The 19,836-nt window shown below is 70.0% G+C and carries 17 protein-coding genes and 1 pseudogene; 11 read left to right on the plus strand and 7 right to left on the minus strand.

The annotated features are described in order from the left end of the window. Both FKV24_RS17165 and FKV24_RS17170 read left to right on the plus strand, forming a co-directional pair. Positions 1–2,179: AAA family ATPase (locus FKV24_RS17165; RefSeq protein WP_141483248.1), on the plus strand; the 2,179-nt coding region annotated here is incomplete at its 5' end. A gap of 18 nt (positions 2,180–2,197) precedes the next feature. Beyond that, positions 2,198–2,884: a phospholipase D-like domain-containing protein gene (locus FKV24_RS17170; protein WP_111265207.1), complete on the plus strand. Its 687-nt coding sequence runs from the start codon at positions 2,198–2,200 to the stop codon at positions 2,882–2,884. Between the two features lie 40 nt (positions 2,885–2,924). Here FKV24_RS17170 and FKV24_RS17175 read toward each other — a convergent pair whose 3' ends face one another. Then, positions 2,925–3,653 carry an NAD(P)-dependent oxidoreductase gene (locus FKV24_RS17175; protein WP_141483249.1) on the minus strand — a complete coding sequence of 243 codons (729 nt, stop codon included), beginning with the start codon at positions 3,651–3,653 and terminating at the stop codon, positions 2,925–2,927. Between the two features lie 161 nt (positions 3,654–3,814). On the opposite strand from FKV24_RS17175, the gene FKV24_RS17180 reads away from it, so the two are divergent. Further along, positions 3,815–4,726, plus strand: coding sequence for an alpha/beta fold hydrolase (locus FKV24_RS17180; protein WP_141483250.1), 912 nt, complete (start codon positions 3,815–3,817; stop codon positions 4,724–4,726). A gap of 18 nt (positions 4,727–4,744) precedes the next feature. On the opposite strand, the gene FKV24_RS17185 is transcribed toward FKV24_RS17180, so the two are convergent. After that, a complete protein-coding gene (locus tag FKV24_RS17185; RefSeq protein WP_111265209.1) occupies positions 4,745–5,167 on the minus strand; it encodes a YkgJ family cysteine cluster protein in 423 nt (140 codons plus the stop codon). Between the two features lie 178 nt (positions 5,168–5,345). Between FKV24_RS17185 and oleC the strand changes: the two genes are divergently transcribed. The 5 genes from oleC (at position 5,346) to FKV24_RS17210 (ending at position 11,461) form a co-directional block, all read left to right on the plus strand. Next, positions 5,346–7,070 carry an olefin beta-lactone synthetase gene (oleC, locus tag FKV24_RS17190; RefSeq protein ID WP_141483251.1) on the plus strand — a complete coding sequence of 575 codons (1,725 nt, stop codon included), beginning with the start codon at positions 5,346–5,348 and terminating at the stop codon, positions 7,068–7,070. Positions 7,071–7,175: 105 nt separating this feature from the next. Continuing rightward, the gene (gene oleD, locus FKV24_RS17195) at positions 7,176–8,180 is read left to right on the plus strand and encodes a 2-alkyl-3-oxoalkanoate reductase (RefSeq protein WP_141483252.1); all 1,005 of its coding nucleotides are present in this window, start codon (positions 7,176–7,178) and stop codon (positions 8,178–8,180) included. Between the two features lie 86 nt (positions 8,181–8,266). Further along, complete coding sequence (locus tag FKV24_RS17200) at positions 8,267–8,944, plus strand: ubiquinone biosynthesis accessory factor UbiJ (protein ID WP_111265212.1); 678 nt, start codon at positions 8,267–8,269, stop codon at positions 8,942–8,944. After that, entirely contained in the window at positions 8,941–10,617 is a 1,677-nt protein-coding gene (ubiB, locus tag FKV24_RS17205) for a ubiquinone biosynthesis regulatory protein kinase UbiB (RefSeq protein WP_141483253.1), read from the plus strand. The genes FKV24_RS17200 and ubiB overlap by 4 nt, the downstream gene beginning before the upstream one ends. 121 nt (positions 10,618–10,738) lie before the next feature. Continuing rightward, on the plus strand, positions 10,739–11,461 hold the full coding sequence (locus FKV24_RS17210; protein ID WP_141483254.1) for a pseudouridine synthase: 723 nt from the start codon (positions 10,739–10,741) through the stop codon (positions 11,459–11,461). A gap of 25 nt (positions 11,462–11,486) precedes the next feature. Here the strand turns inward: FKV24_RS17210 and FKV24_RS17215 are convergent, their stop codons facing one another. Further along, positions 11,487–12,041 (minus strand): DUF2059 domain-containing protein, encoded by a 555-nt coding sequence (locus tag FKV24_RS17215; protein ID WP_170288354.1) that lies wholly within the window; start codon positions 12,039–12,041, stop codon positions 11,487–11,489. A gap of 168 nt (positions 12,042–12,209) precedes the next feature. Here FKV24_RS17215 and arfB point away from each other — a divergent pair, with 168 nt between their 5' ends. The 3 genes from arfB to FKV24_RS17230 all read left to right on the plus strand — a co-directional run bounded on the left by arfB (position 12,210) and on the right by FKV24_RS17230 (position 14,842). Further along, the gene (arfB, locus tag FKV24_RS17220) at positions 12,210–12,629 is read left to right on the plus strand and encodes an alternative ribosome rescue aminoacyl-tRNA hydrolase ArfB (protein WP_111265216.1); all 420 of its coding nucleotides are present in this window, start codon (positions 12,210–12,212) and stop codon (positions 12,627–12,629) included. 46 nt (positions 12,630–12,675) lie between these two features. Next, positions 12,676–13,236 carry a lysophospholipid acyltransferase family protein gene (locus FKV24_RS17225; RefSeq protein ID WP_141483256.1) on the plus strand — a complete coding sequence of 187 codons (561 nt, stop codon included), beginning with the start codon at positions 12,676–12,678 and terminating at the stop codon, positions 13,234–13,236. 208 nt (positions 13,237–13,444) lie between these two features. Further along, a complete protein-coding gene (locus FKV24_RS17230; RefSeq protein ID WP_141483257.1) occupies positions 13,445–14,842 on the plus strand; it encodes a glycosyltransferase family A protein in 1,398 nt (465 codons plus the stop codon). A gap of 45 nt (positions 14,843–14,887) precedes the next feature. On the opposite strand, the gene FKV24_RS19375 is transcribed toward FKV24_RS17230, so the two are convergent. The 4 genes and pseudogenes from FKV24_RS19375 to FKV24_RS17250 form a co-directional block, all read right to left on the minus strand. Further along, on the minus strand, positions 14,888–16,324 hold the full coding sequence (locus FKV24_RS19375) for a hypothetical protein (protein ID WP_170288355.1): 1,437 nt from the start codon (positions 16,322–16,324) through the stop codon (positions 14,888–14,890). Positions 16,325–16,392: 68 nt separating this feature from the next. Next, a pseudogene (locus FKV24_RS17240) lies at positions 16,393–18,072 on the minus strand (type IV secretory system conjugative DNA transfer family protein); the annotation flags it as partial. A 65-nt stretch (positions 18,073–18,137) separates the two neighbouring features. Then, positions 18,138–18,758, minus strand: coding sequence for a hypothetical protein (locus tag FKV24_RS17245; protein ID WP_141483258.1), 621 nt, complete (start codon positions 18,756–18,758; stop codon positions 18,138–18,140). Positions 18,759–19,078: 320 nt separating this feature from the next. Then, positions 19,079–19,836, minus strand: a 758-nt coding sequence (locus FKV24_RS17250; protein ID WP_283016219.1) for a FimV/HubP family polar landmark protein, incomplete at its 5' end; no start/stop codon positions are given.

Below are 19,836 nucleotides of genomic sequence, written 5' to 3' on the forward strand. Positions count from 1 at the left end.
CGCCCGCACCGTGCACGACATCGCCCGTCTGCTGGGCCGCCGCGACGGCATCCAGGCGCTGGAAGCGGAGATCGCCGAGGCCATCGTCGAGCACATCCGTGCCGAGACGATGCCGTTCGATGCCGCACTGGCGCCGGCGGCGGCCAGCTACCTGGCCGGCGAGCTGGCGGTGGCGAATCCGGTGCTGATGGTCAGTGCCAGCGCCCGCGGTCTGGTCGATGCGTTGCGCGCGCGCCTGACCACGGCCCAGGCCTGGGCCGGTTTCGAGCAGGCGCTGGCGGCGCTGGAACGGCGACCGGGCGCGCGCTGGGCGCTGGTGCGCGAATGGTTGCTGGCGCTGTGCGCCGATCCCGAGCACGCGGCCGATGCGCGCCATGTCGACGAGGCGGCCGGTCTGCTGTTGCTGGGCGAGGCGTTGGCGCTGAAGCCGACCACCACCGGTTTGCACGCCGACATCGAGGGCCTGCTCGGCGAGCATCCGCGGATCGCGGAAGGCCGGATGCGGCTGGCGGTGGACGATTTCGCCGCGCGCCTGCGCGAGCACCGCGACCGCTTCGTGCCCGGCTATCGCCGCTACCAGGCCCAGCGCCAGGCGCTGGCCGAACGCGAGCGCGAGGCGATGCGGCTGGACGCGTTCAAGCCCCGCCCGCTGAGTTCGTTCGTGCGCAACAAGCTGATCAACGACGTCTATCTGGCGGTGATCGGCGACAACCTGGCCAAGCAGATGGGCACGGTCGGCGAGTCCAAGCGCAGCGACCTGATGGGCCTGCTGATGATGATCTCGCCGCCCGGCTACGGAAAGACCACGCTGATGGAATACGTGGCGCACCGGCTGGGCCTGAACTTCATGAAGATCAACGGCCCGGCGCTGGGTCACGAGGTGCGCTCGCTGGACCCGGCGCAGGCGCCGGACGCGACCGCGCGTCAGGAGCTGGAGAAGCTCAATCTCGCGCTGGAGATGGGCAACAACGTGATGCTGTACGTCGACGACATCCAGCACACCCATCCGGAGTTCCTGCAGAAGTTCATCTCGCTGTGCGACGGCACCCGCCGCATCGAGGGCGTGTGGAAGGGGCGCACCCGCACCTACGACATGCGCGGCAAGAAGTTCTGCGTGGTGATGGCCGGCAACCCGTACACCGAGTCCGGCGAGGTGTTCAAGATTCCCGACATGCTCGCCAACCGCGCCGATATCTACAATCTCGGCGACGTCCTCGGCGGCATGGAGGAGGCGTTCAAGCTCAGCTATGTCGAGAACTGCCTGACCTCCAACCCGGTGCTGGCGCCGCTGGCGACCCGCGACCTCGCCGACCTGTACCGCTTCGTCGACAAGGCCGAGGGCCGGCCGTTCTCGGCCAACGCCCTCAGCCACAGCTACAGCGGCGCCGAGGTCAACGAGATCACCGCGACCCTGGAGCGGCTGCTGAAGCTGCGCGACGTGGTCTACCGGGTCAACCAGCAGTACATCGCCAGCGCCGCGCAGGCCGACAAGTACCGCACCGAGCCGCCGTTCAAGCTGCAGGGCAGCTACCGCAACATGAACAAGCTGGCGGAGAAGGTCTCGCCGGCGATGAACGAGGCCGAGCTGCAGCGGCTGGTCTCCGACCACTACCTGGGCGAGGCGCAGTTGCTGACCACCGGCGCCGAGGAGAACCTGCTGAAGCTGGCCGAGCTGCGCGGCGTCATCGACGAAACCCAGGGCAAGCGCTGGGCGCAGATCAAGCGCGACTTCCTGCGCAACAAGGCGATGGGCGGCGAGGATGCCGATGTCGGCCAGCGCGTGGTCGCGCAGCTGGCCGACCTGTCGGAGGGGATGAAGAGCCTGGCCAGCGTCGCCGATGCGCGCGAGCCGGTCGCTGCCGCGCCGTGGCCGGCGTTGCTGGCGGCGCTGGAGAAGCTGGCGGTCCGCGAGCCGGCCCCGGCCCCGGTACCGGTGAGCGAAACCCGTGAGGCGGACACGGCACCGTCGGCATCGGCGCTGCTGACCGCGCTGGCGCCATTGGTGGAGAGCCTGCAGGCCCGCACCGAGCAGCAGTCGCTGTTGCTCGGCGAGCTGGTCCGGCTGGCCGGCCAGGGCGGCGGCCGCGAACCGGCGTTGAGCGAGACCGAACGGCAGGCGCAGCTGGAGAAGGCCTTGAAGGAGTTCTCCGACCGCCTGCACGGCCGGATCCAGCGTTGACGGATACAGGACAGAAACATGGATTTCGATAGCCTCGACCGCCGCCTGCGCGAGACCCTCCTCGACAATCGGCTCGACAACGACGAGCGCCACGAGCTGCGCCAGCTCGGCGAACAGATCGACCGCGAGCGGGTGCGCTTCCTGCGCAACCGTGCGTTCGCGATGGTGCGCGAGGGTTTGCAGGCGCAGCCGCAGGACGCGTTCGACCTGCTCAAGTGGCTGGAGCAGGTGGTCAAGACCCTGGACACCGCGACCGCCGTGGCGGCGGTGGAATCGACCGCATGCTTCACTCCCGGCGACAGTTGCCTGCGCAAGTTGCGCGAGTTGTGCACGAGCGCGCGCGCGGCGGTCGACATCTGCGTCTTCACGATCTCCGACGACCGTCTGCGCGATGCCATCCTGCAGGCGCACAAGCGCGGCGTGCAGGTGCGGGTGATCAGCGACAACGACAAGCTCTTCGACGCCGGCAACGATGTCGACTGGCTGCGCGGCAAGGGCGTGCCGGTGCGGCTGGACGACTCGCCCCATCACATGCACCACAAGTTCGCGCTGTTCGACGGCCGCCTGCTGGCCAACGGCAGCTTCAACTGGACCCGCAGCGCCAGCGTCCACAACCAGGAGAACCTGGCGGTCACCGACAACGCCCACCTGGTGCGTTGCTACAGCGGGCAGTTCGAGTCGCTGTGGGAGCGCTACGCCGCCTGACCGGCGCGCCCGCCGTCCGGCTCAGACGGGTTTCGCGCCGCTATTTCGCGCCGCTGTCGTAGACGACGGGCATCCGCAATGCCCAGCGGCGCCATGCCAGGTCGTCGGCGAGCAGTTCGCCGATGAAATGCGCGACATTGATGCGGCTGGTGTGGCCGGGATCGAAGATGGCGCTGCGGATCGGCGAGGGGTGCACGTCGTAAGCGGTCACCCGGTCCGCGTCGGTCAGGCTGTCGGGCCTGACCACGACCCATTCGATCGCGGTATCGCCGGGCCCGAACCGGGCCTGCAGCCAGGCCGCTGCGTCCTCGTTGTCGCGATGCGGCGGGAGCAGCAGGCGGATCAGTCCGACCGCCAGCCGCTCGCCGAGAGCGACCGGCTCGGCGATGCCCCGGTTGCGGTTGCCGGCGGTGTTCATCAGCACGAACCTGACCGGCCGCTCCGGCCGACAGCGGCGGACCGCTTCGCACAGCCGCGACGTCGCCTCCGTCACCAGCCGGCGCGGTGGGCCGAAGAGGCCCCTGAGGGTCGGGTTGTGCCCCAGGCAGGAGACGATCGCGGTGCAATCCTCCACTTGCCTGGCCATCGCTTCCTCGTCCAGGTCGAGGAGGTCGGCATGCACGATAGACAGCCGGGGGTGTTCCCGCAGGGACGCCGGCAGGCGCGCGGGCGAGCGCACGATGGCGCGTACCCGGCGGCCGTGGCCGAGCAGGATGTCCACCAGCAGTCGCCCGGTCGCACCGCTGGCGCCGGCTACCAGTACCGTCATGGGGTCGCGTCCCTTGCGGGCTCCACGGGCATGATGGCATGCGTTGCCGCTGGTACTGACAGTCTCCGGGGTGGCGGAGCGGCGGGGTCGTGCTGGGCGTGGCGGCGCGAGGACGGGATAATGGCGGCCCCCGACCCGTCCGGGTCGTCGTCGAGTCCGTGATGTCCGAAGTCGCCTATCCCGAGTACCCGTTCACCCCGAAGCGCTTCGATGTCCGTCCCGGAATCGCGATGAGCTACCTCGACGAGGGCCCGCGCGACGGAGAAGTGATCGTGATGCTGCACGGCAATCCGTCGTGGAGCTACTACTGGCGCCGACTGGTGTCGGATCTGGCGGCTCCCGCCGCCGGCAAGGCGTATCGCTGCATCGTGCCCGACCACGTCGGCATGGGCCTGTCCGACCGCCCCGGCGACGATGACTACACCTACACCCTGCAATCGCGGATCGACGACCTGGAGGCCCTGCTCGCGCACCTGGGCGTGGACGGCCCGGTCACCCTGGCGGTGCACGACTGGGGCGGCATGATCGGCTTTGGCTGGGCGCTGAAGCAGCGCCAGCGGGTGCGGCGACTGGTGATCCTCAACACCGCCGCGTTCCCGCTGCCGGCGGCCAAGCCGATGCCGTGGCAGCTGTCGCTGGGACGCGACTCGCGGATCGGCGGTTTCATGATCCGCGCGTTCAACCTGTTCGCGCGCGGCGCGACCCGGATCGGAGTGAGCCGGCGGATGCCGCCCGGGGTGCGGCGGGCATTCGAGGCGCCCTACAACGGTTGGCGCAATGCGATCAGCACCCTGCGCTTCATGCAGGACATCCCGCTGGGCGAGGGCGACCGCGCCTGGTCGCTGCTGGTCGAGTCGGCGCAGGTGCTGCACGAGTACAACGACCGCCCGGTGTTCATCGGCTGGGGGCTGCGCGATTTCGTCTTCGACAGGCACTTCCTGGACGGCTTCCTCGCCGCGCTGCCGGATGCCGAGGTCCATGCGTTCGAGGACGCCAACCACTACGTGCTGCAGGACAAGGCCGAGGTGCTGGTGCCGGCGATCCGCGCGTTCCTGGAGCGCAACCGGCTGTAGTCCGGAGGACCGGCGGGGTCAGGCCGCCAGCGGCGCGAGCGGTGCCGGGGGCTCGGTCGGCGGTTCGGTCGGCTCGGTCGGGAAGTCCCAGTCGGCCGGAGTCAGCACCGGCATGCCATGGGCGATGCGGGCCTTGTCGCATTGCGCGCTGGGCTCGCCCGGGCCGTTGCTGGTGGGCTCCCACGAGGCCGGCACCTCGCGGCACACGCTGGGCTTGATCTGATGGATCGAGCAGCGCGAGTACACGCCGATTTCCGCATCCAGGGCGATGCAGCGCGGGGTCTTGGACGAGGTGCCGCGCATCACCACCCGGTGATGGTCGAAGCGTTCGGTCATCGCCTCGGGGACGGTCCCGCCGAGGGTCGGCATGGTCTCGGCCCAGTGGAAGGACACGCGGAAGTGGGCGCAGCAGGCGCCGCAGGTGAGGCAGGGGTGGCTCATGGGCCGCGGTCCGGATTGTGGATGGGGCGGATACGTTCGGGGGTGGCGGAATTTTGGGGATTCCGCGGCCGCGCGCAAGTGCCGTGAACCCCGGCGCGGCGGGGCGTCCGGTGGCCCTTGGCCAGGCGGTGGCCGGAACGGCGACAATGGCGCCTGGTGAACCCGACGACGGACCCGGATGGCGCAACAGCACAGCCCCGACGAAACCCCGGTCCCGCAGCCCCCTGAGCCGGTGACGGCCGCGGGCGCCGCGGCGCGCTGCAATATCGCCGCGAGCCTGCCACGGTTGGCGGCGCAGGCGCCGGAACGCATTGCCATGCGCTGCCCGGGCAAGCGCGGTGGCGACGGTCTGGCCGGCTACGACTCGGTCCTGAGCTACCGCGATCTGGATGCCCGCAGCGACGCGATCGCCGCCGGCCTGGCCCGCCACGGGGTCGGCCGCGGTACCCGCACCGTGGTGATGGTGCGGCCGTCTCCGGAGTTCTTCCTGCTGATGTTCGCCCTGTTCAAGGCCGGCGCGGTGCCGGTGCTGGTCGACCCGGGCATCGACCGGCGCGCGCTGAAGCAGTGCCTGGACGAGGCCCGTGCCGAGGCCTTCATCGGCATTCCGCTGGCGCAGTTCGCGCGGGTGCTGCTGGGCTGGGCGCGATCGGCGCGGGTGCGGATCAGCACCGGTCGCCGCGGTTGGCTGGCCGATGCGACCCTGGCCGGGGTCGAGGCCGACGGCCGCGATGCCGCCGCGGAATTCGAGCTGGCCGACACCGGACCCGACGAGGTCGCCGCGATCCTGTTCACCAGCGGCTCGACCGGGGTGCCCAAGGGCGTGGTCTACCGGCATCGCCACTTCGTCGCCCAGATCGACATGCTGCGCGAAGCGTTCGGCATCCGCGCCGGCGGCGTCGACCTGCCGACCTTTCCGCCGTTCGCGCTGTTCGATCCGGCGCTGGGCCTGACCTCGGTGATCCCGGACATGGACCCGACCCGGCCGGCGCAGGCGGACCCGCGCCGCCTGCACGACGCGATCGCCCGTTTCGGGGTCGACCAGTTGTTCGGCTCGCCGGCGTTGATGAAGGTGCTGGCCGATTTCGGCGCACCGCTGCCGACCCTGAAGCGGGTCACCTCGGCCGGGGCGCCGGTGCCGGCCGCGGTGGTCGCGAAGATGCGCACGCTGTTGCCGGCGGACGCGCAGTTCTGGACGCCGTATGGCGCCACCGAGTGCCTGCCGGTCGCGGTCATCGAGGGACGCGAGCTGGAAGCGACCCGCACCGCCACCGAGTCCGGCGCCGGCACCTGCGTCGGCCGCCCGGTGGCGCCGAACGAGGTCCGCATCATCGGCATCCGCGACGACGCGATCGAGGACTGGTCGCAGGTGGACGTCCTGCCGGCCGGCGAGGTCGGCGAGATCACCGTCGCCGGTCCGACCGCGACCGACAGTTATTTCAACCGCGATGCGCAGACCCGCCTGGCCAAGATCCGCGAGGTCCGCGTCGACGGCGGCAGCCGCATCGTCCACCGCATGGGCGACGTCGGCTATTTCGATGCGCAGGGCCGGCTGTGGTTCTGCGGGCGCAAGTCGCACCGGGTCGAGACTGCCGCCGGTCCGCTGTACACCGAGCAGGTCGAACCGGTGTTCAATACCCATCCGCAGGTCAGGCGCACCGCCCTGGTCGGGGTCGGCCCATCCGGCGCACAGCGTCCGGTGCTCTGCGTCGAACTGGCCGACGGCGTGCCGAAACGCGAGTGGCCGGCGGTCGAACGCGCGCTGCGCGCGATCGCCGCCGCGCATCCGCATTGCACCGGCGTCGGCCGCTTCCTGCGCCATGCCGGGTTCCCGGTCGACATCCGCCACAATGCCAAGATCGGTCGTGAGAAGCTTGCGCTGTGGGCCGAGCGCCAGGCGTAGCGCCGCGGCCGGGTTGGGACATCGAAGGCAAGCGCCGGCGGCAGGCTGCGGTCGCCGGAGCGGCAGCGGATTTCGGGGGCAAGGGCAGTTGGGGATGGAAGACAGATGAAGATCCTGGTTACCGGCGGCGGTGGCTTTCTCGGGCAGGCGTTGTGCCGCGGCCTGCGCGAGCGCGGCCACCACGTGGTCAGCTACAACCGCGGTCATTACGACGCGCTCGAGCGCATGGGCGTCGAGCAGGTGCGCGGCGACCTTGCCGAGCGCGATGCGGTGATCGCCGCCGCCGACGGCTGCGCGGCGGTGTTCCACAATGCCGCCAAGGCCGGCGCCTGGGGCAGCTACCAGAGCTACTACGACGCCAACGTGATCGGCACCGACAACGTGATCGCGGCCTGCCGCGTACACGGCATCGGACGGCTGGTCCATACCTCCACGCCCAGCGTGACCCACCGCGCCACCCACCCGGTCGAGGGCGGCACCGCCGACACCGTGCCCTATGGCGAGCACCTCAAGGCCCCGTATGCCTCGACCAAGCTGCAGGCGGAAAAGGCGGTGCTGCGGGCGAACTCGACCACCCTGGCGACGGTCGCGCTGCGTCCGCGACTGATCTGGGGGCCGGGCGACAACCAGATCCTGCCGCGCCTGGTCGAGCGCGCCCGCGCCGGCCGCCTGCGCATCGTCGGCAGCGGCGACAACCGGGTCGATGCGACCTATATCGACAACGCCGCCCAGGCCCACTTCGACGCCTTCGACCACCTGGCGCCGGGCAGTGCCTGCGCCGGGCGCGCCTACTTCATCTCCAACGGCGAGCCGATGCCGATGCGCGAGCTGCTCAACTCGCTGCTGCGCGCGGTCGGGGCGCCGGAGGTCGACAAGCACCTGCCGTTCGGCGTCGCCTACGCGATCGGCGCGATCTGCGAAGGCGCGTGGCCGTTGCTGCGGCTGTCCGGCGAGCCGCCGATGACGCGCTTCCTCGCCGAACAGCTGGCGACCAGCCACTGGTACGACATGGCGCCGGCGACCCGGGACTTCGGCTACGTGCCGAAGATCAGCGTCGAGGAGGGCCTGCGGCGGCTGCGCGAAAGCTGGTCGCAGGCGGTCGTCGACTGAGCTTCTGGCGGTTCCGGGATCGCGGTGGCCCGGCGGGTCGTCCGGTTATCCGGCACGATCGTGGCCTCAGGCCCTAAAATGGCCGGATGAACTCCCCACGCTCCCCCCTGGACCGCCTCAAGCCCGTCGCCGGGCGGGTGCTCGAAGCCGCGCTCAACCGGGCGCTGGCGCTTGATCCGGAAACCCGCGACGCCCTGCGTGCGCTCGACGGCCGCCGCGTCTCGATGCATCTGTCGGCGCCGCCGCTGGCGCTGCAGGTGCGGGTCGCCGGCGAGCGGCTGGAAGTCGGCCCGGCCGCGGACGCGGCCGATCTGTCGGTGCGCACGACCCTGTCCGGACTGGTCTCGCAACTGCCGTTCCTGCGCAACGACGACGCGCCGCCGGTGGGCCAGTTGCGGATGGAGGGCGATGCCGACCTCGCGCGCCGTCTGCAACGGCTGGCCGAGCGCTTCGATCCCGACTGGCAGCAACCGTTCGTGGCGGTGTTCGGTGAGGTGGTCGGGGTGCAGATCGCCAGCGCGCTCGCCGCCGGCCTGCGCCACGCGCGCGGCGCCGGCGCCGCGTTCGCCGCCAATGCCGCCGAGTTCCTGACCGAGGAGTCGCGCGACGTGGTCGGACGCGACGAACTCAACGCCTTCCACGACGACGTCGATACCGTTCGCGACGATGTCGAGCGGCTTGCCGCGCGGGTCGCCCGTCTGCGGGCCGCGTCCAAGCCTGCGGTCCCGGCCGACCGCGCCGCCGCGCAAGGGCCCGCGCAATGAAGTCCGCGTTGCGTGCCTGGCGCATCGGTCGCGTGCTGCTGCGTTACCGCCTCGACGATCTGCTCGACGGCACCCCGGCCGAGCGCTGGCTGAGGCTGGCGCGTCCGTTCGTGCCCAGCGCGTCGCAGGCGATCGCGTGCGAGTCGCGCGGCGCGCGGCTGCGGATGGCGTTGCAGGACCTGGGGCCGATTTTCGTCAAGTTCGGGCAGATCCTGTCGACCCGCCGCGACCTGGTGCCGCAGGACGTCGCCGACGAGCTGTCGCTGCTGCAGGACCGGGTCGCGCCGTTCGACGGCGAGCAGGCCCGCGCGATCGTCGAAAAGGCCCTGGAGCGCCCCGTCGCGGAGGCGTTCGCTTCGTTCGACACCGTGCCGCTGGCCTCGGCGTCGATCGCCCAGGTGCACGCGGCGACCCTGCCATCGGTCGACGGCAGGCCGCCGCGCGAAGTCGTGGTGAAGGTGTTGAGGCCGCAGATCGAGAAGCAGATCGCCGGCGACATCGCCCTGCTCGGCGCGCTCGCGGCGCTGGTCGATCGCACCCATCCCAATGCCGACAAGATCCGCCCGCGCGAGGTCGTCGACGAGGTCGAGAACACCCTGTCCGCGGAACTGGACCTGCAGCGCGAGGGCGCCAACGCCAGCGTACTGCGGCGGTTCTGGCAGGACAGCGACGATCTCTACGTGCCGGAGGTGATCTGGACCCACACCGCCGAGCGCGCACTGACCCTGGAGCGCGTGCACGGCATCCCGTCCGACGACGTCGAGGCGCTGGACGCGGCCGGCATCGACCGGCGCGCGCTGGCGGCCAAGGGTGTGCGGGTGTTCTACACCCAGGTGTTCCGCGACAATTTCTTCCATGCCGACGCGCATGCCGGCAACATCTGGGTCGACGCCGATCCCGCGCGGCGCGCCAATCCGCGCTTCATCGCGCTGGACTTCGGGATCATGGGCCAGCTCTCCGACGAGGACCAGTACTACCTCGCCGAGAACTTCATGGCGATCTTCAATCGCGACTATCGCCGCATCGCCGAGCTGCACGTGCAGGCCGGCTGGATGCCGGCGCACATCCGCATCGATGAGCTGGAGGCGGCCGCGCGCTCGGTCTGCGAGCCGTACTTCACCCGTCCGTTGAGCGAGATCTCGCTGGCCGAGGTGCTGATGAAGCTGTTCCGGGTCGCCCGGCGCTACGAGCTGACCCTGCAGCCGCAGCTGATCCTGCTGCAGAAGACCCTGCTCAACATCGAGGGCGTCGGCCGCCTGCTCGATCCCAGGCTCGACATCTGGGCGGTGGCGCGACCGGTGCTGGGCAAGATCCTGGTCGAGCGCTACAGCCCGCAGCGGCTGTTCGGCGAGTTCCGCAAGCGTTTGCCCGAGCTGGTGACGCGCGCACCGGAAATGCCGCGACTGCTGCACGCCTGGTTGCAGCAGCAGGTCGACGGCGACCACAGCCTGCAGATGCATTCGCACGACCTGTCCGAGCTGACCCGGGCGGTCAAGGACCTGCAGCGGCGCACCGTGTCCGCGTTGCTCGGTACCGGTCTGCTGATCGTCGCCGCGGTGCTGTACGCGCTGCAGGCCGGCGGCCCGACCTGGTTGTCGGTGCCGGCACCGGCGTGGATCGCCGCGCTGGGCGGCGTCTGGGCGCTGCTGGCCGCCTGGCCGCGGCGGCGATGAGCCATCGCTCCAAGGGCTTTCGCAGGAGCGGCGCAAGCCGCGATCGGGCCTTCCCGCGCAAGCCTCATCGCGGCTTACGCCGCTCCTACGGATGCGGCCACCCCGGCGAGGGGATGCGGTGATGGAACTTCCGGTCCTGCATCTGGACGACAACCTGGCCGTGGTCGACAAGCCGGCCGGGCTGATGGTCCACGACAGTGCGCTGGCCCGCGGCGAGACCGATTTCGCCGCCGACCGCCTGCGCGAGCAGTTCGGGAGGCCGATCTTCCTGGTCCATCGCCTCGACCGCGCCACCAGCGGCTGTCTGCTGCTGGCCTTCGATCGCGACACCGCCTCGGCGCTGGGCAAGGTGCTGATGTCGCGCGAGGTCGAGAAGGTCTACTGGGCGATCTGCCGCGGCTGGCCGGAGCCGGCGTTCACCATCGACCATGCGCTCGACGGCGGCCCCGGCAAGCCGTTGAAGAAGCCGGCGGTCACCCACTTCAGGCGTCTGGCCTGCGCCGAGCTGGAGTTGCCGTCGACGGGATTTCCGACCTCTCGCTATGCGTTGATGGAGGCCACCCTCGACACCGGCCGCTACCGGCAGATCCGTCGCCACCTCAAGCATGCCTCGCATCACCTGATCGGCGACACCAGCCATGGCGACGGCCGCCATAACCGCAGCTTCCGGATGATGGGCATCCACCGCATGCTGCTGCATGCGCGGCGGCTGGCGTTCGCGCATCCGCATACCGGCGCGCGGATCGAGGCGGTCGCGCCGCCGGATGCCGCCTTCGCGAAGGCCCTGGCGCTGTTCGACGGGGCCGCCGCCGACGGCGTGCGGGAAGTCCCCGGAGCCGGCTGAGCGGCTGAGCCGCCGCGGGCGCGGCCTAGTCGGCCGCGGCGTCCTTGTCGCCGATGCCGGCCTTGGTGGCGGAGCGGATGTCGCGCTGCATCTCCTCGATCGCCGGCGCGATCAGGCGCTGGGTCGCCTCCATCGTGTTGCGCATCAGCTGCGGCATCTTGGCGATCAGCTTCTGGCCGGCCTCGCTCTCGTAGAACGCGATCATCGCGTCGACGTCCTCGGCCTCGAAGGTCTGTTGATAGATATCGCGATAGACCGGCTCCATCTGCTCCCACGACATCACCGAGCGCAGCGTCTGCATCTGCCGCTCCAACAGTGCGTCCAACTGCGCGCGTTCGGCCTTGTCGGGCTTGTGCCCGGCACCGGCCAGGGTCTGCTCGACGACCTGCTGCTGCATGGCCTCGATCTGCGGCCACATCGATTCCAGGGTGTCGCGGACCCGGGTCAGTTCCATCAGGCGGTCCACCTGGGCATCGCTGGGCGGTGCCGCGAATACGGCCGGCGCGGTCAGCAGCAGGAGCGGCAGCGCGAGCCGTGCGATGGCGTTGCCCGCGGTGCGCAGGCGCTTGTGGAGGGTCATCGTGCGATTCCGTTGCAATGAAGTCGGCGTCATGCTCGGTCGCTATGTGATCGTCGTCAATCCCTGTCCGATACGCGTGCGAACGGCGATGCGCACTACAATCCCCTTACAACCGTTTCGATTGATACTGTTTTCGCACACCCACGGCGCTGCCGCCGATCCCTGCCGATGTCCGTCAACGTTGCCAACATCTCGATTCCCGAGGCCGAACTGGTCGAACGCTTCGTGCGCTCGGCCGGCCCGGGTGGACAGAACGTCAACAAGGTCGCGACCGCGGTCGAGCTGCGTTTCGACGTGGCCGGCTCGGCGGCGTTGCCGGAGCCGGTGCGCGCGCGCCTGCTGGCGCGTCGCGATCGCCGCGTCACCGGTGAGGGCGTGCTGGTGATCAGCGCGCAGCGGTTCCGCACCCAGGAACGCAATCGCGAGGACGCGCGCGAACGCCTGGCGGCCTTCATCGAGACCGGTCTGCATGCGCCCAAGCCGCGCATCGCGACCCGCCCCAGTCGCGGCGCGCGCGAGCGGCGGCTGGGCGAGAAACGTCAGCGCAGTACCATCAAGCGCGGCCGCTCGCCGCAGAACTGGGAGTAAGGGCTTGGTCGACGAAGCCAGTTTGTTGCCGGACATTCCGCCCTCGATGCCGAGGGTCCCCCCCAACCGTTTCACCCGTTGGCTTGGTCGCGCGGTATTGCGGCTGGGGGGATGGCGGGTGGTCGGCACGATTCCCGACCTGCCCAAGCTGGTGATGATCGCGGCGCCGCACTCCTCGAACTGGGATGGCATCTGGGGGTTCGCGGCCAAGATCGCGCTGGGACTGGATGTGCGGGTGCTGGGCAAGCACCAGTTGTTCTGGTGGCCGCTGGGGCCACTGCTGCGGCGGCTGGGGGCGATTCCGATCGATCGCCGCGCGCCGCGCGGGATGGTCGAGCAGGCCGCGGCGATGATCCGCGAGGCCGAACGCATGTGGTTCGTGATCGCCCCGGAGGGCACCCGCAAGCCGGTCAAGGAGTGGAAGTCGGGGTTCCTGAAGATCGCCCGCGCCGCCGGGGTGCCGGTGTTGGCCGCCTATTTCCACTATCCGGAGCGGGTGATCGGAATTGGCGAGGTGTTCCATCCCAGTGCCGACCCGGCCGCGGACATGGCCCGGATACGCCAGTGGTACCGGCCCTGGATCGGGCGTAACCGCGGTACCGTCTAGCGGACCGGTCGCCGTCCGGAGGTTGCGCGGGGGCGCCCTTCGGGTGGCACTCGATGGGGCAATCTGGCATGTTTCTTGCATCCGTTTTTGTGATGCAGGACGCGGTCAAATGTCGACTGCCGTCGCGTGACAGGAGGTTTCGATGCGGTCGGTACGCAAACCACAGGGGTGCTGGCGCCATGCGGCGCCGGTGGGCGGGCGCTGAGCCATGCCCGTCGCCGCGCACACCCTGTCCGCCCTGGGCCCGAACGCGCTGATCAGCGCACTCGGGCTGCTGCGTGGACCGGAGCGTACCGTTCCCGATCCGGACGAGGACTGGCGACTGGCCGCGGTCGACGTCGTCATCCATACCTGGGGGCACCAGCACGACATCGCCTATTGCCTGGCCTCGCTGCTCGCGCAGGATCATCCGGTCCGGCGCCTGGTCCTGATCGATGACGGCGGCGCCCTTGGCGACCATGCCGTGCAGATCGCCTCCGAATTCGCCCTCGCCAATGCGATGCCCCTGGAGGTCATCGAGCGCAAGTGGTCGCTGGGGCGGGCGCCGACCTTGAAGCGCCAGGCGCGCGAGATGGACTGCGATGTGCTGTTCGTGATCGACGGCGACGTGGTGCTCGAGTCGCCGGACTACATCCGTCGCTGCGTGCAGACCTTGTACGAGGGGGCGGGCATCGCCAGCGTCGCCGGCACCAGCCGGCCCATGCGCGCGTCCGACCGTCGTCGCTGGGCCGCCGGCGACGGCTTCCGGCGCTGGGTCGCCAGCGATCCGTATATCGATCCGCGTCTGCGCGGGGACCGCTGGCATCGCCTGACGACGTGGCTGGCCGCGGCCTTCCACGAGTCCACCGGCCGTTTCCAGCAGGGTTTTCTCGATCGCGGACAGATGGCCCTGTTCGGCGGTGTCGCGGTCTCCCACGGCCGCGCGACGGCGTACCGGCGCGGCTATCTGAAGGACGTGTTCGATCGTTTCGAGCCGATCTACGGCGACGCCCTCACCGGCATGCCGGACCTGTTCGTGGCGATGGCATTGAACAACGAGGGCTACCGCAACGTGCGTCTGGCCGATGTGCACGCGCACGCACCGGTGCGGTCGCTGGAGCAACTGCCGCTGCGCCACGGTCGCGCGACCTCGGCCTACATGCAGAGTTGCGTCGAATTCGATGCCCTGCTGCGGAGTCCGTTCAAGTGGCCGCGGCGGCTGTGGCGACGCTGGCGCGCCAGCGCCAGCGGGACGCCGGATGCGCGCCGTGTGGTCGAGGCCTATCGGCAGCCATTCGGAGAGCGCCTGACCCGCGAGCAGGGGCGGCCGATCGGCTGGGCGCAGGCGGCGGCCGCGCTGGACAAGGTGCTGGTTCCCGCGCTGGCGGTGGCACTGGTTGCGCTGGGCATGGCCGGCGCGGCGCTGGGCCTGCTGCTGGTCGATGCCGTGGTCTGGGTTGCCGTGGTTGCGGCTACCGCCACCGGCGGCGAGCGCATGCGGATGCTGGGCCGGGCGCTGGCCAGTGCGCCGTTGCGCTCGCTGTTGATGTTCGCCGATCTGCTGACCGTGGTCGCCGGGATGTTGAGGCTGGCGCCGGCGCCGTTGCGATTGCGCCGGGCCGGCTGAGGCGGATGGCCCGGCGGGGCGTCGCCGCCGGGCCGACGACCGGCATCACAGTCGCCGGGGCGTCAATGTGATCGCGAACAGTTCGTTCTGGATGTCCGGGTCGAACTTTGCCGGCGACGACTCGCCGGAATCGTGCAGATTCTCGAGTTCGGGGGAAAGGTAGTTGCGGCAGGCGAAGTAGCGGGTCTTCGGCCGTCCCGCGCGCAGCTCCTCCAGACTCAGGTCGGGGGTGAAGCGGATCGAGCGTCCCCTGAGCCGGGTGTTGAACAGCGACATCCGCCAGTGGCGCGTCGGCTCCACGCCCGGACCGGCATCGACCACAAACGCGTCGACCGCGACTTCGGTCGTATAGACGCCTTCGCGCTCCTTGCCGAACACCAGCGGCAGATTCTTGCTCGGGGCGAGCGCCTGCAGCGGCTGCAGCGGCCCGCCGGGGATCGCATCGTCGTCGGAAAGCTCGTACTGGACCCAGCCGCCGATATCGGCGAACGGTCCCGGCGCGCCCTGGATCACCATCGCGATCTCGTAGCGCTCGCTTGGCTGGGGGTTGAGCCGGGTCGTGGGTTCCTGGCGGGTGTGCGTAGCGGTCGCACCCGCGGCGCCGGTCGCCAACGGGGCCTGGCCGCTTGCCCCCGGAGCGGTCGCTTCGCGACGGTAGGACGGAGCCGCGTTCGAGGTGTCCGGCATGGGAACGTGCGGCTGAGCGGGCGCCTGAGCGGGCGCCTGAGCGGGCGCCTGACGCACGTCGGTTGCCGCCGGCGCTGGCGCGGATTCCGGCGCCGGCTCCTGGCGTGGCGCGTACGAGACTTCCGCTGCTGGTGCTGGTGCTGGTGCTGGTGCTGGTGCGTGGCGCGGTGCGGGCGCCTGCAGCGGCGGATGATGCGGTTCCGGCGCGTTCGAGGTTTGCGGCATCGGCGCCTGGCCTGGCGCTGGCGTCGGTGCCGGTTCCTGCACCGGCGGACGATGCGGTTCCGGCGCATGCGAGGTTTGCGGCATCGGCGCATGGTTGGGTGCGGGCGCCTGCGTCGGTTCCTGCACCGGCGGGCGATGCGGTTCCGGCGCGTGCGAGGCTTGCGGCATCGGCGCGTGGTTGGGTGCGGGCGCCTGCGTCGGTGCCTGCACCGGCGGATGATGCGGTGCGGGCGCGTGCGAGGGCTCCGGTGCCGACGCCTGGCCTGATTCGGGCGTGTGCGTCGCCTGTGGCATCGGCGCGTGGTCCGGCGGCTGTGACGCCTCCGGCATCGGCGCATGACTGACGGGCGCTGCCTGCTCGATCGCCTGCAACAGCTCGCGTCGGGGCGGCAGCGGCCGATAGGGCGTGGCCGGCTTGCGCCAGGGTTCGACCGGCAGGCCGCCGACGGGTGGTGGGCCGAGGTCGCGGCTGACGCGCGCGTTGACCAGCTCCAGGTCGCGCAGCAGGGTCAGCTCGTACAGCGGATCGGACTTCGGTGCCTGGTCGGGGGCGTCGGATGGAGTCGTCACGGGGTCCTCAGCGCCTGGGTGGTGCTCCTGTCCGCGGCGATGGCGGGGGGCATGTTCGAACTACCGGTTTCGGACATCGACACCTCCGGCACCTCGACCTTGGGCAGCAGCCGCTTGGTGAAGTAGCGGTCCTGGTAGTAGCGGATTTTCTCGCATTTCACCGGGTGCGGCAGCCCTTCGTACAGCACGATCTCCTTGTCCGGGCCCATCGCCTTGAGTTCCTGCGGCAGCATCAACGCACGCTTCTCCTGGGTCTCGGCATAGGAGGTGCTGCGCCCCTGGCCGCGCGAACGGGTGCGGTTCTTGCGGTGCACGGTGGTGTAACCGAGCATCTCGGAGTAGTCGTTGGCGTCCTGCTGCTCGCGCGGCGCGTAGATGATCTGCAGGGCGTGGTTGGTGATGATCGTCCTCGACAGTTCCTTGCCGTAGACCGCGTCCAACTGGGCCATCGACTGGATGATCGGCAGCAGGCGCAGGTTGTAGCCGGCCATGTAGGCCACCGCCTTGGAGATGATGTCGACCCGGCCCAGCGCGGTGAACTCGTCCATCAGCAGCAGGCACTGGTGCTTGAGTTCGGGATTGTTCTGCGGCAGTTCCTTGGTGTTGACGTTGATCAGCTGGCTGAAGAACAGGTTCACGATCAGCCGGCTCTCGGCCAGCTTGTTCGGCTGGATGCCGATGTAGATCGTCATCTTGCGCTTGCGCACGTCGTCGAGGCGGAAGTCGTCGGCGCTGGTGGCCGCATCCAGCACCGGATTGATCCAGGCGTTGAGCGGTTCCTTGAAGCTGCCGATGATCGAGGCGAAGGTGACGTCCGCCTGCGACAGCAGCCCGGCGAAGGCGGTGCGCGCGTTGGCGCTGAGGAACGGCTCCTGCGACAGCTTCTCCAGATACGGTTTGAGTTCCTGGCCACCGGTGTCGGAGGACAGCCGATAGACACCGCCCAGGGTCGGCGGAGTCGCGGCCGCGCCCTCGTGATCGGCGCGCTCGAACAGGTACAGGGTGAAGGCCATGAAGGCATTGCGCGCCTGGCTGGTCCAGAACTTGTCCTTGTCGTCGCCATCGGGGTAGAGCATGGCGGCGATGCTCATCAGGTCCGATACCCGGAATGCCGGATCCTTCGAGACATAGGTCAGCGGGTTCCAGCGGTGGGTGCGGCGATCGTCGGCGAACGGATTGAACAGGTAGATCTCCTGGCCCTGCTGCGCGCGCCAGCCGGAGGTCAGGTCGAAGTTCTCCTGCTTGATGTCGAGCACCACCACCGACTCGCCGTACTCGAGCAGGTTGGGGATGACCACGCCCACGCCCTTGCCCGAGCGGGTCGGCGCGGCCAGGATCACGAACTGCTGGCCGGCCAGGCGCAGCAGCTTGCCGCCCATCTTGCCGACGACGACGCCGTTGCTGGCCGACTTGAGAAACCCCTTGCTGGCCAGCTCGCCCAGCCGGGCGAAGCGGGCATTGCCATGGAGGCCCTTGCGCATGCCGGCGCGCAGCGCCAGCAGCCCGCCGATGATCCAGAGCAGGGCCGGCAGGCCGAAGCCGATCACGCCCGCCAGCTTGACCCGGCCGCCGAACGACTGCATGCGCGGGTGGTCGAGCAGCTGCATGTAGGTCCACCAGGTGTTGAACTTGAGCGCGCCGGTATCGAGCTTCATGAACGACAGCGCCAGCCAGCCGGAGGCGTACAGCCCGGCCGCAATCGTCAGCAGGGCAAGGACCAGAAGGAAGATGATCTTGGATTTGGACACGACTTCAACCTGTCACTCGATGTTTCGTAGGGGCATGGACCGGAACCGTCCGCGGTGGCGCGCGCTCAGCGCGCCGAATCGCGCCGGGTCGATTGCCCGGCGGCGGGCGCGGCGGTATCCACCAGGATATAGTCCGGATTCTTCGACCAGCGCGGCTGGCCGTCGACCAGTTTCATGCAGGGCTGGCCGTCGCACGAGGTCACGGTCACCTGCTTGAGCGCCTGCATCACCTCGGCCTGGACCTGGGTGCGCTGGATCTTCTTGACGTTGTTCCACAGGACGAAGCTGGAGCCGGCCAGGGTCAGGAACGCGGCGGCGCCGACGGCGATGATCGACTTCCATCCCATCACCCGCATCCGCGTGCCGATCGCGGACTGTTCGCGCTTGAGCTGGTCGCTCATCTGCCGCAACTGGGTGGCGCTCTCGCCGATGGCCTTGGTCGCGGCGCCGACCTCGGCCGCCAGCGCCTGGCGCACGGCGGTCTGGGCGTGTTGGACCAGTTCGGTCTTGCCGGCCGCGACGACCTGGCCGAGGTCGCCTTCGACCCGTTGCAGGGCGCGACTCAGTTCGCGCGCGCTGTTGTGCTGCTGCTCGGCGGCGCTGGCGCATCGACGCTCCAGATCGGCGGCGAGAAGCGCCGCTTTTTCCAGGAAGTCGATCATCTCGTTGTACTTCGGATCTGACATGGCGTGATCTACCGGTCGATAAGGGCCGCGGCGGAGCGCGTCCGGCAACGGCCGCGGCGCGCCGTCGGCGCGCATGCGATGCCGGCCGGGCAATGGGGCGAGTCGCTGCGTGGGGAATCAGGGGCGTGGATCATCGAGCCTCCGGTGCTCGTGCGGTTCCGCGTTGTCCGGTCGCGGCGATCGCACGATTGCGATGGCCGCGGCCGGGTCGCCGTCGCGATGCGGGGCCGACCCGGTGCGGAAGTTGGGGTACGCAGCGCAAGCCTCACCCTCTTGCGGCGCGACGACATGCATCGTCTAGCACTCCGATTCGGCGGCAGTCAAGGCCGGTGCCAGCGCGGTCGGCGATTGCCCGCCGCCGAACCGCTACCGGTCGACACTCTGGCACGACGATATTTCAGCACGATCGCCAGGCCCGCCAGCAGCAGCCCGGCCAGTCCCGCCCAGGACCACGGGGAGCCCGCCGCCACGATGCCGTCGCCGCCGTTGCGGGAAAGGCGTTCCTGGGCCTTGGCCAGCGCCTCGTCCTGGATCGCGATCACCTGCTTCATCTCCTCGTTGGATCCTTCCAGCTGGGCGACGCGTTGGCGCAGGTGCTCGATCTCGACCTCGCGGCTGGCGATGGTGTCCTCGGTCGCGCCAGCGGCATGTCCCGCGGTCGCGCCGGGTGGACTCGTTTCCGCGGAGGGGTCGGGAGGGGCCGGCTCCTGCGCCGGCGTGATCTCGAGGCGACCGGGTCCGGCCGGACGCTCCGCTGCCGCGGCACTGGCGGCGATGTCGGATTCGACCGCGGCCAGCGCCGCGCTCATCTCCGAGGCGTCGACCGAGTCCGCGCCCTGGTTCCAGGCCTGGATCTGCAGGTGCACGAGTCGGCGGGCGTGCGCGGGCCCGATCGCGGTGAGTTCGGATTGCGACGGCAGCCGCAGCACCGCGCCGCGCTTGAGGCGATTGATGTTGCTGCCGATGAAGGCGTCGGGGTTGGCGACCAGCAGCGCGGCGAGCGCCTGTTCGTGGTGGGCGCCGCCGCCGTCGATGCGCGCGGCGATCCGAGCCAGCGCCTCGCCGGGCTTGACCGGGC

The sequence above is a fragment of the Marilutibacter maris genome, from assembly GCF_006546735.2.
GTDB classification, from domain to species: Bacteria; Pseudomonadota; Gammaproteobacteria; order Xanthomonadales; family Xanthomonadaceae; genus Marilutibacter; species Marilutibacter maris.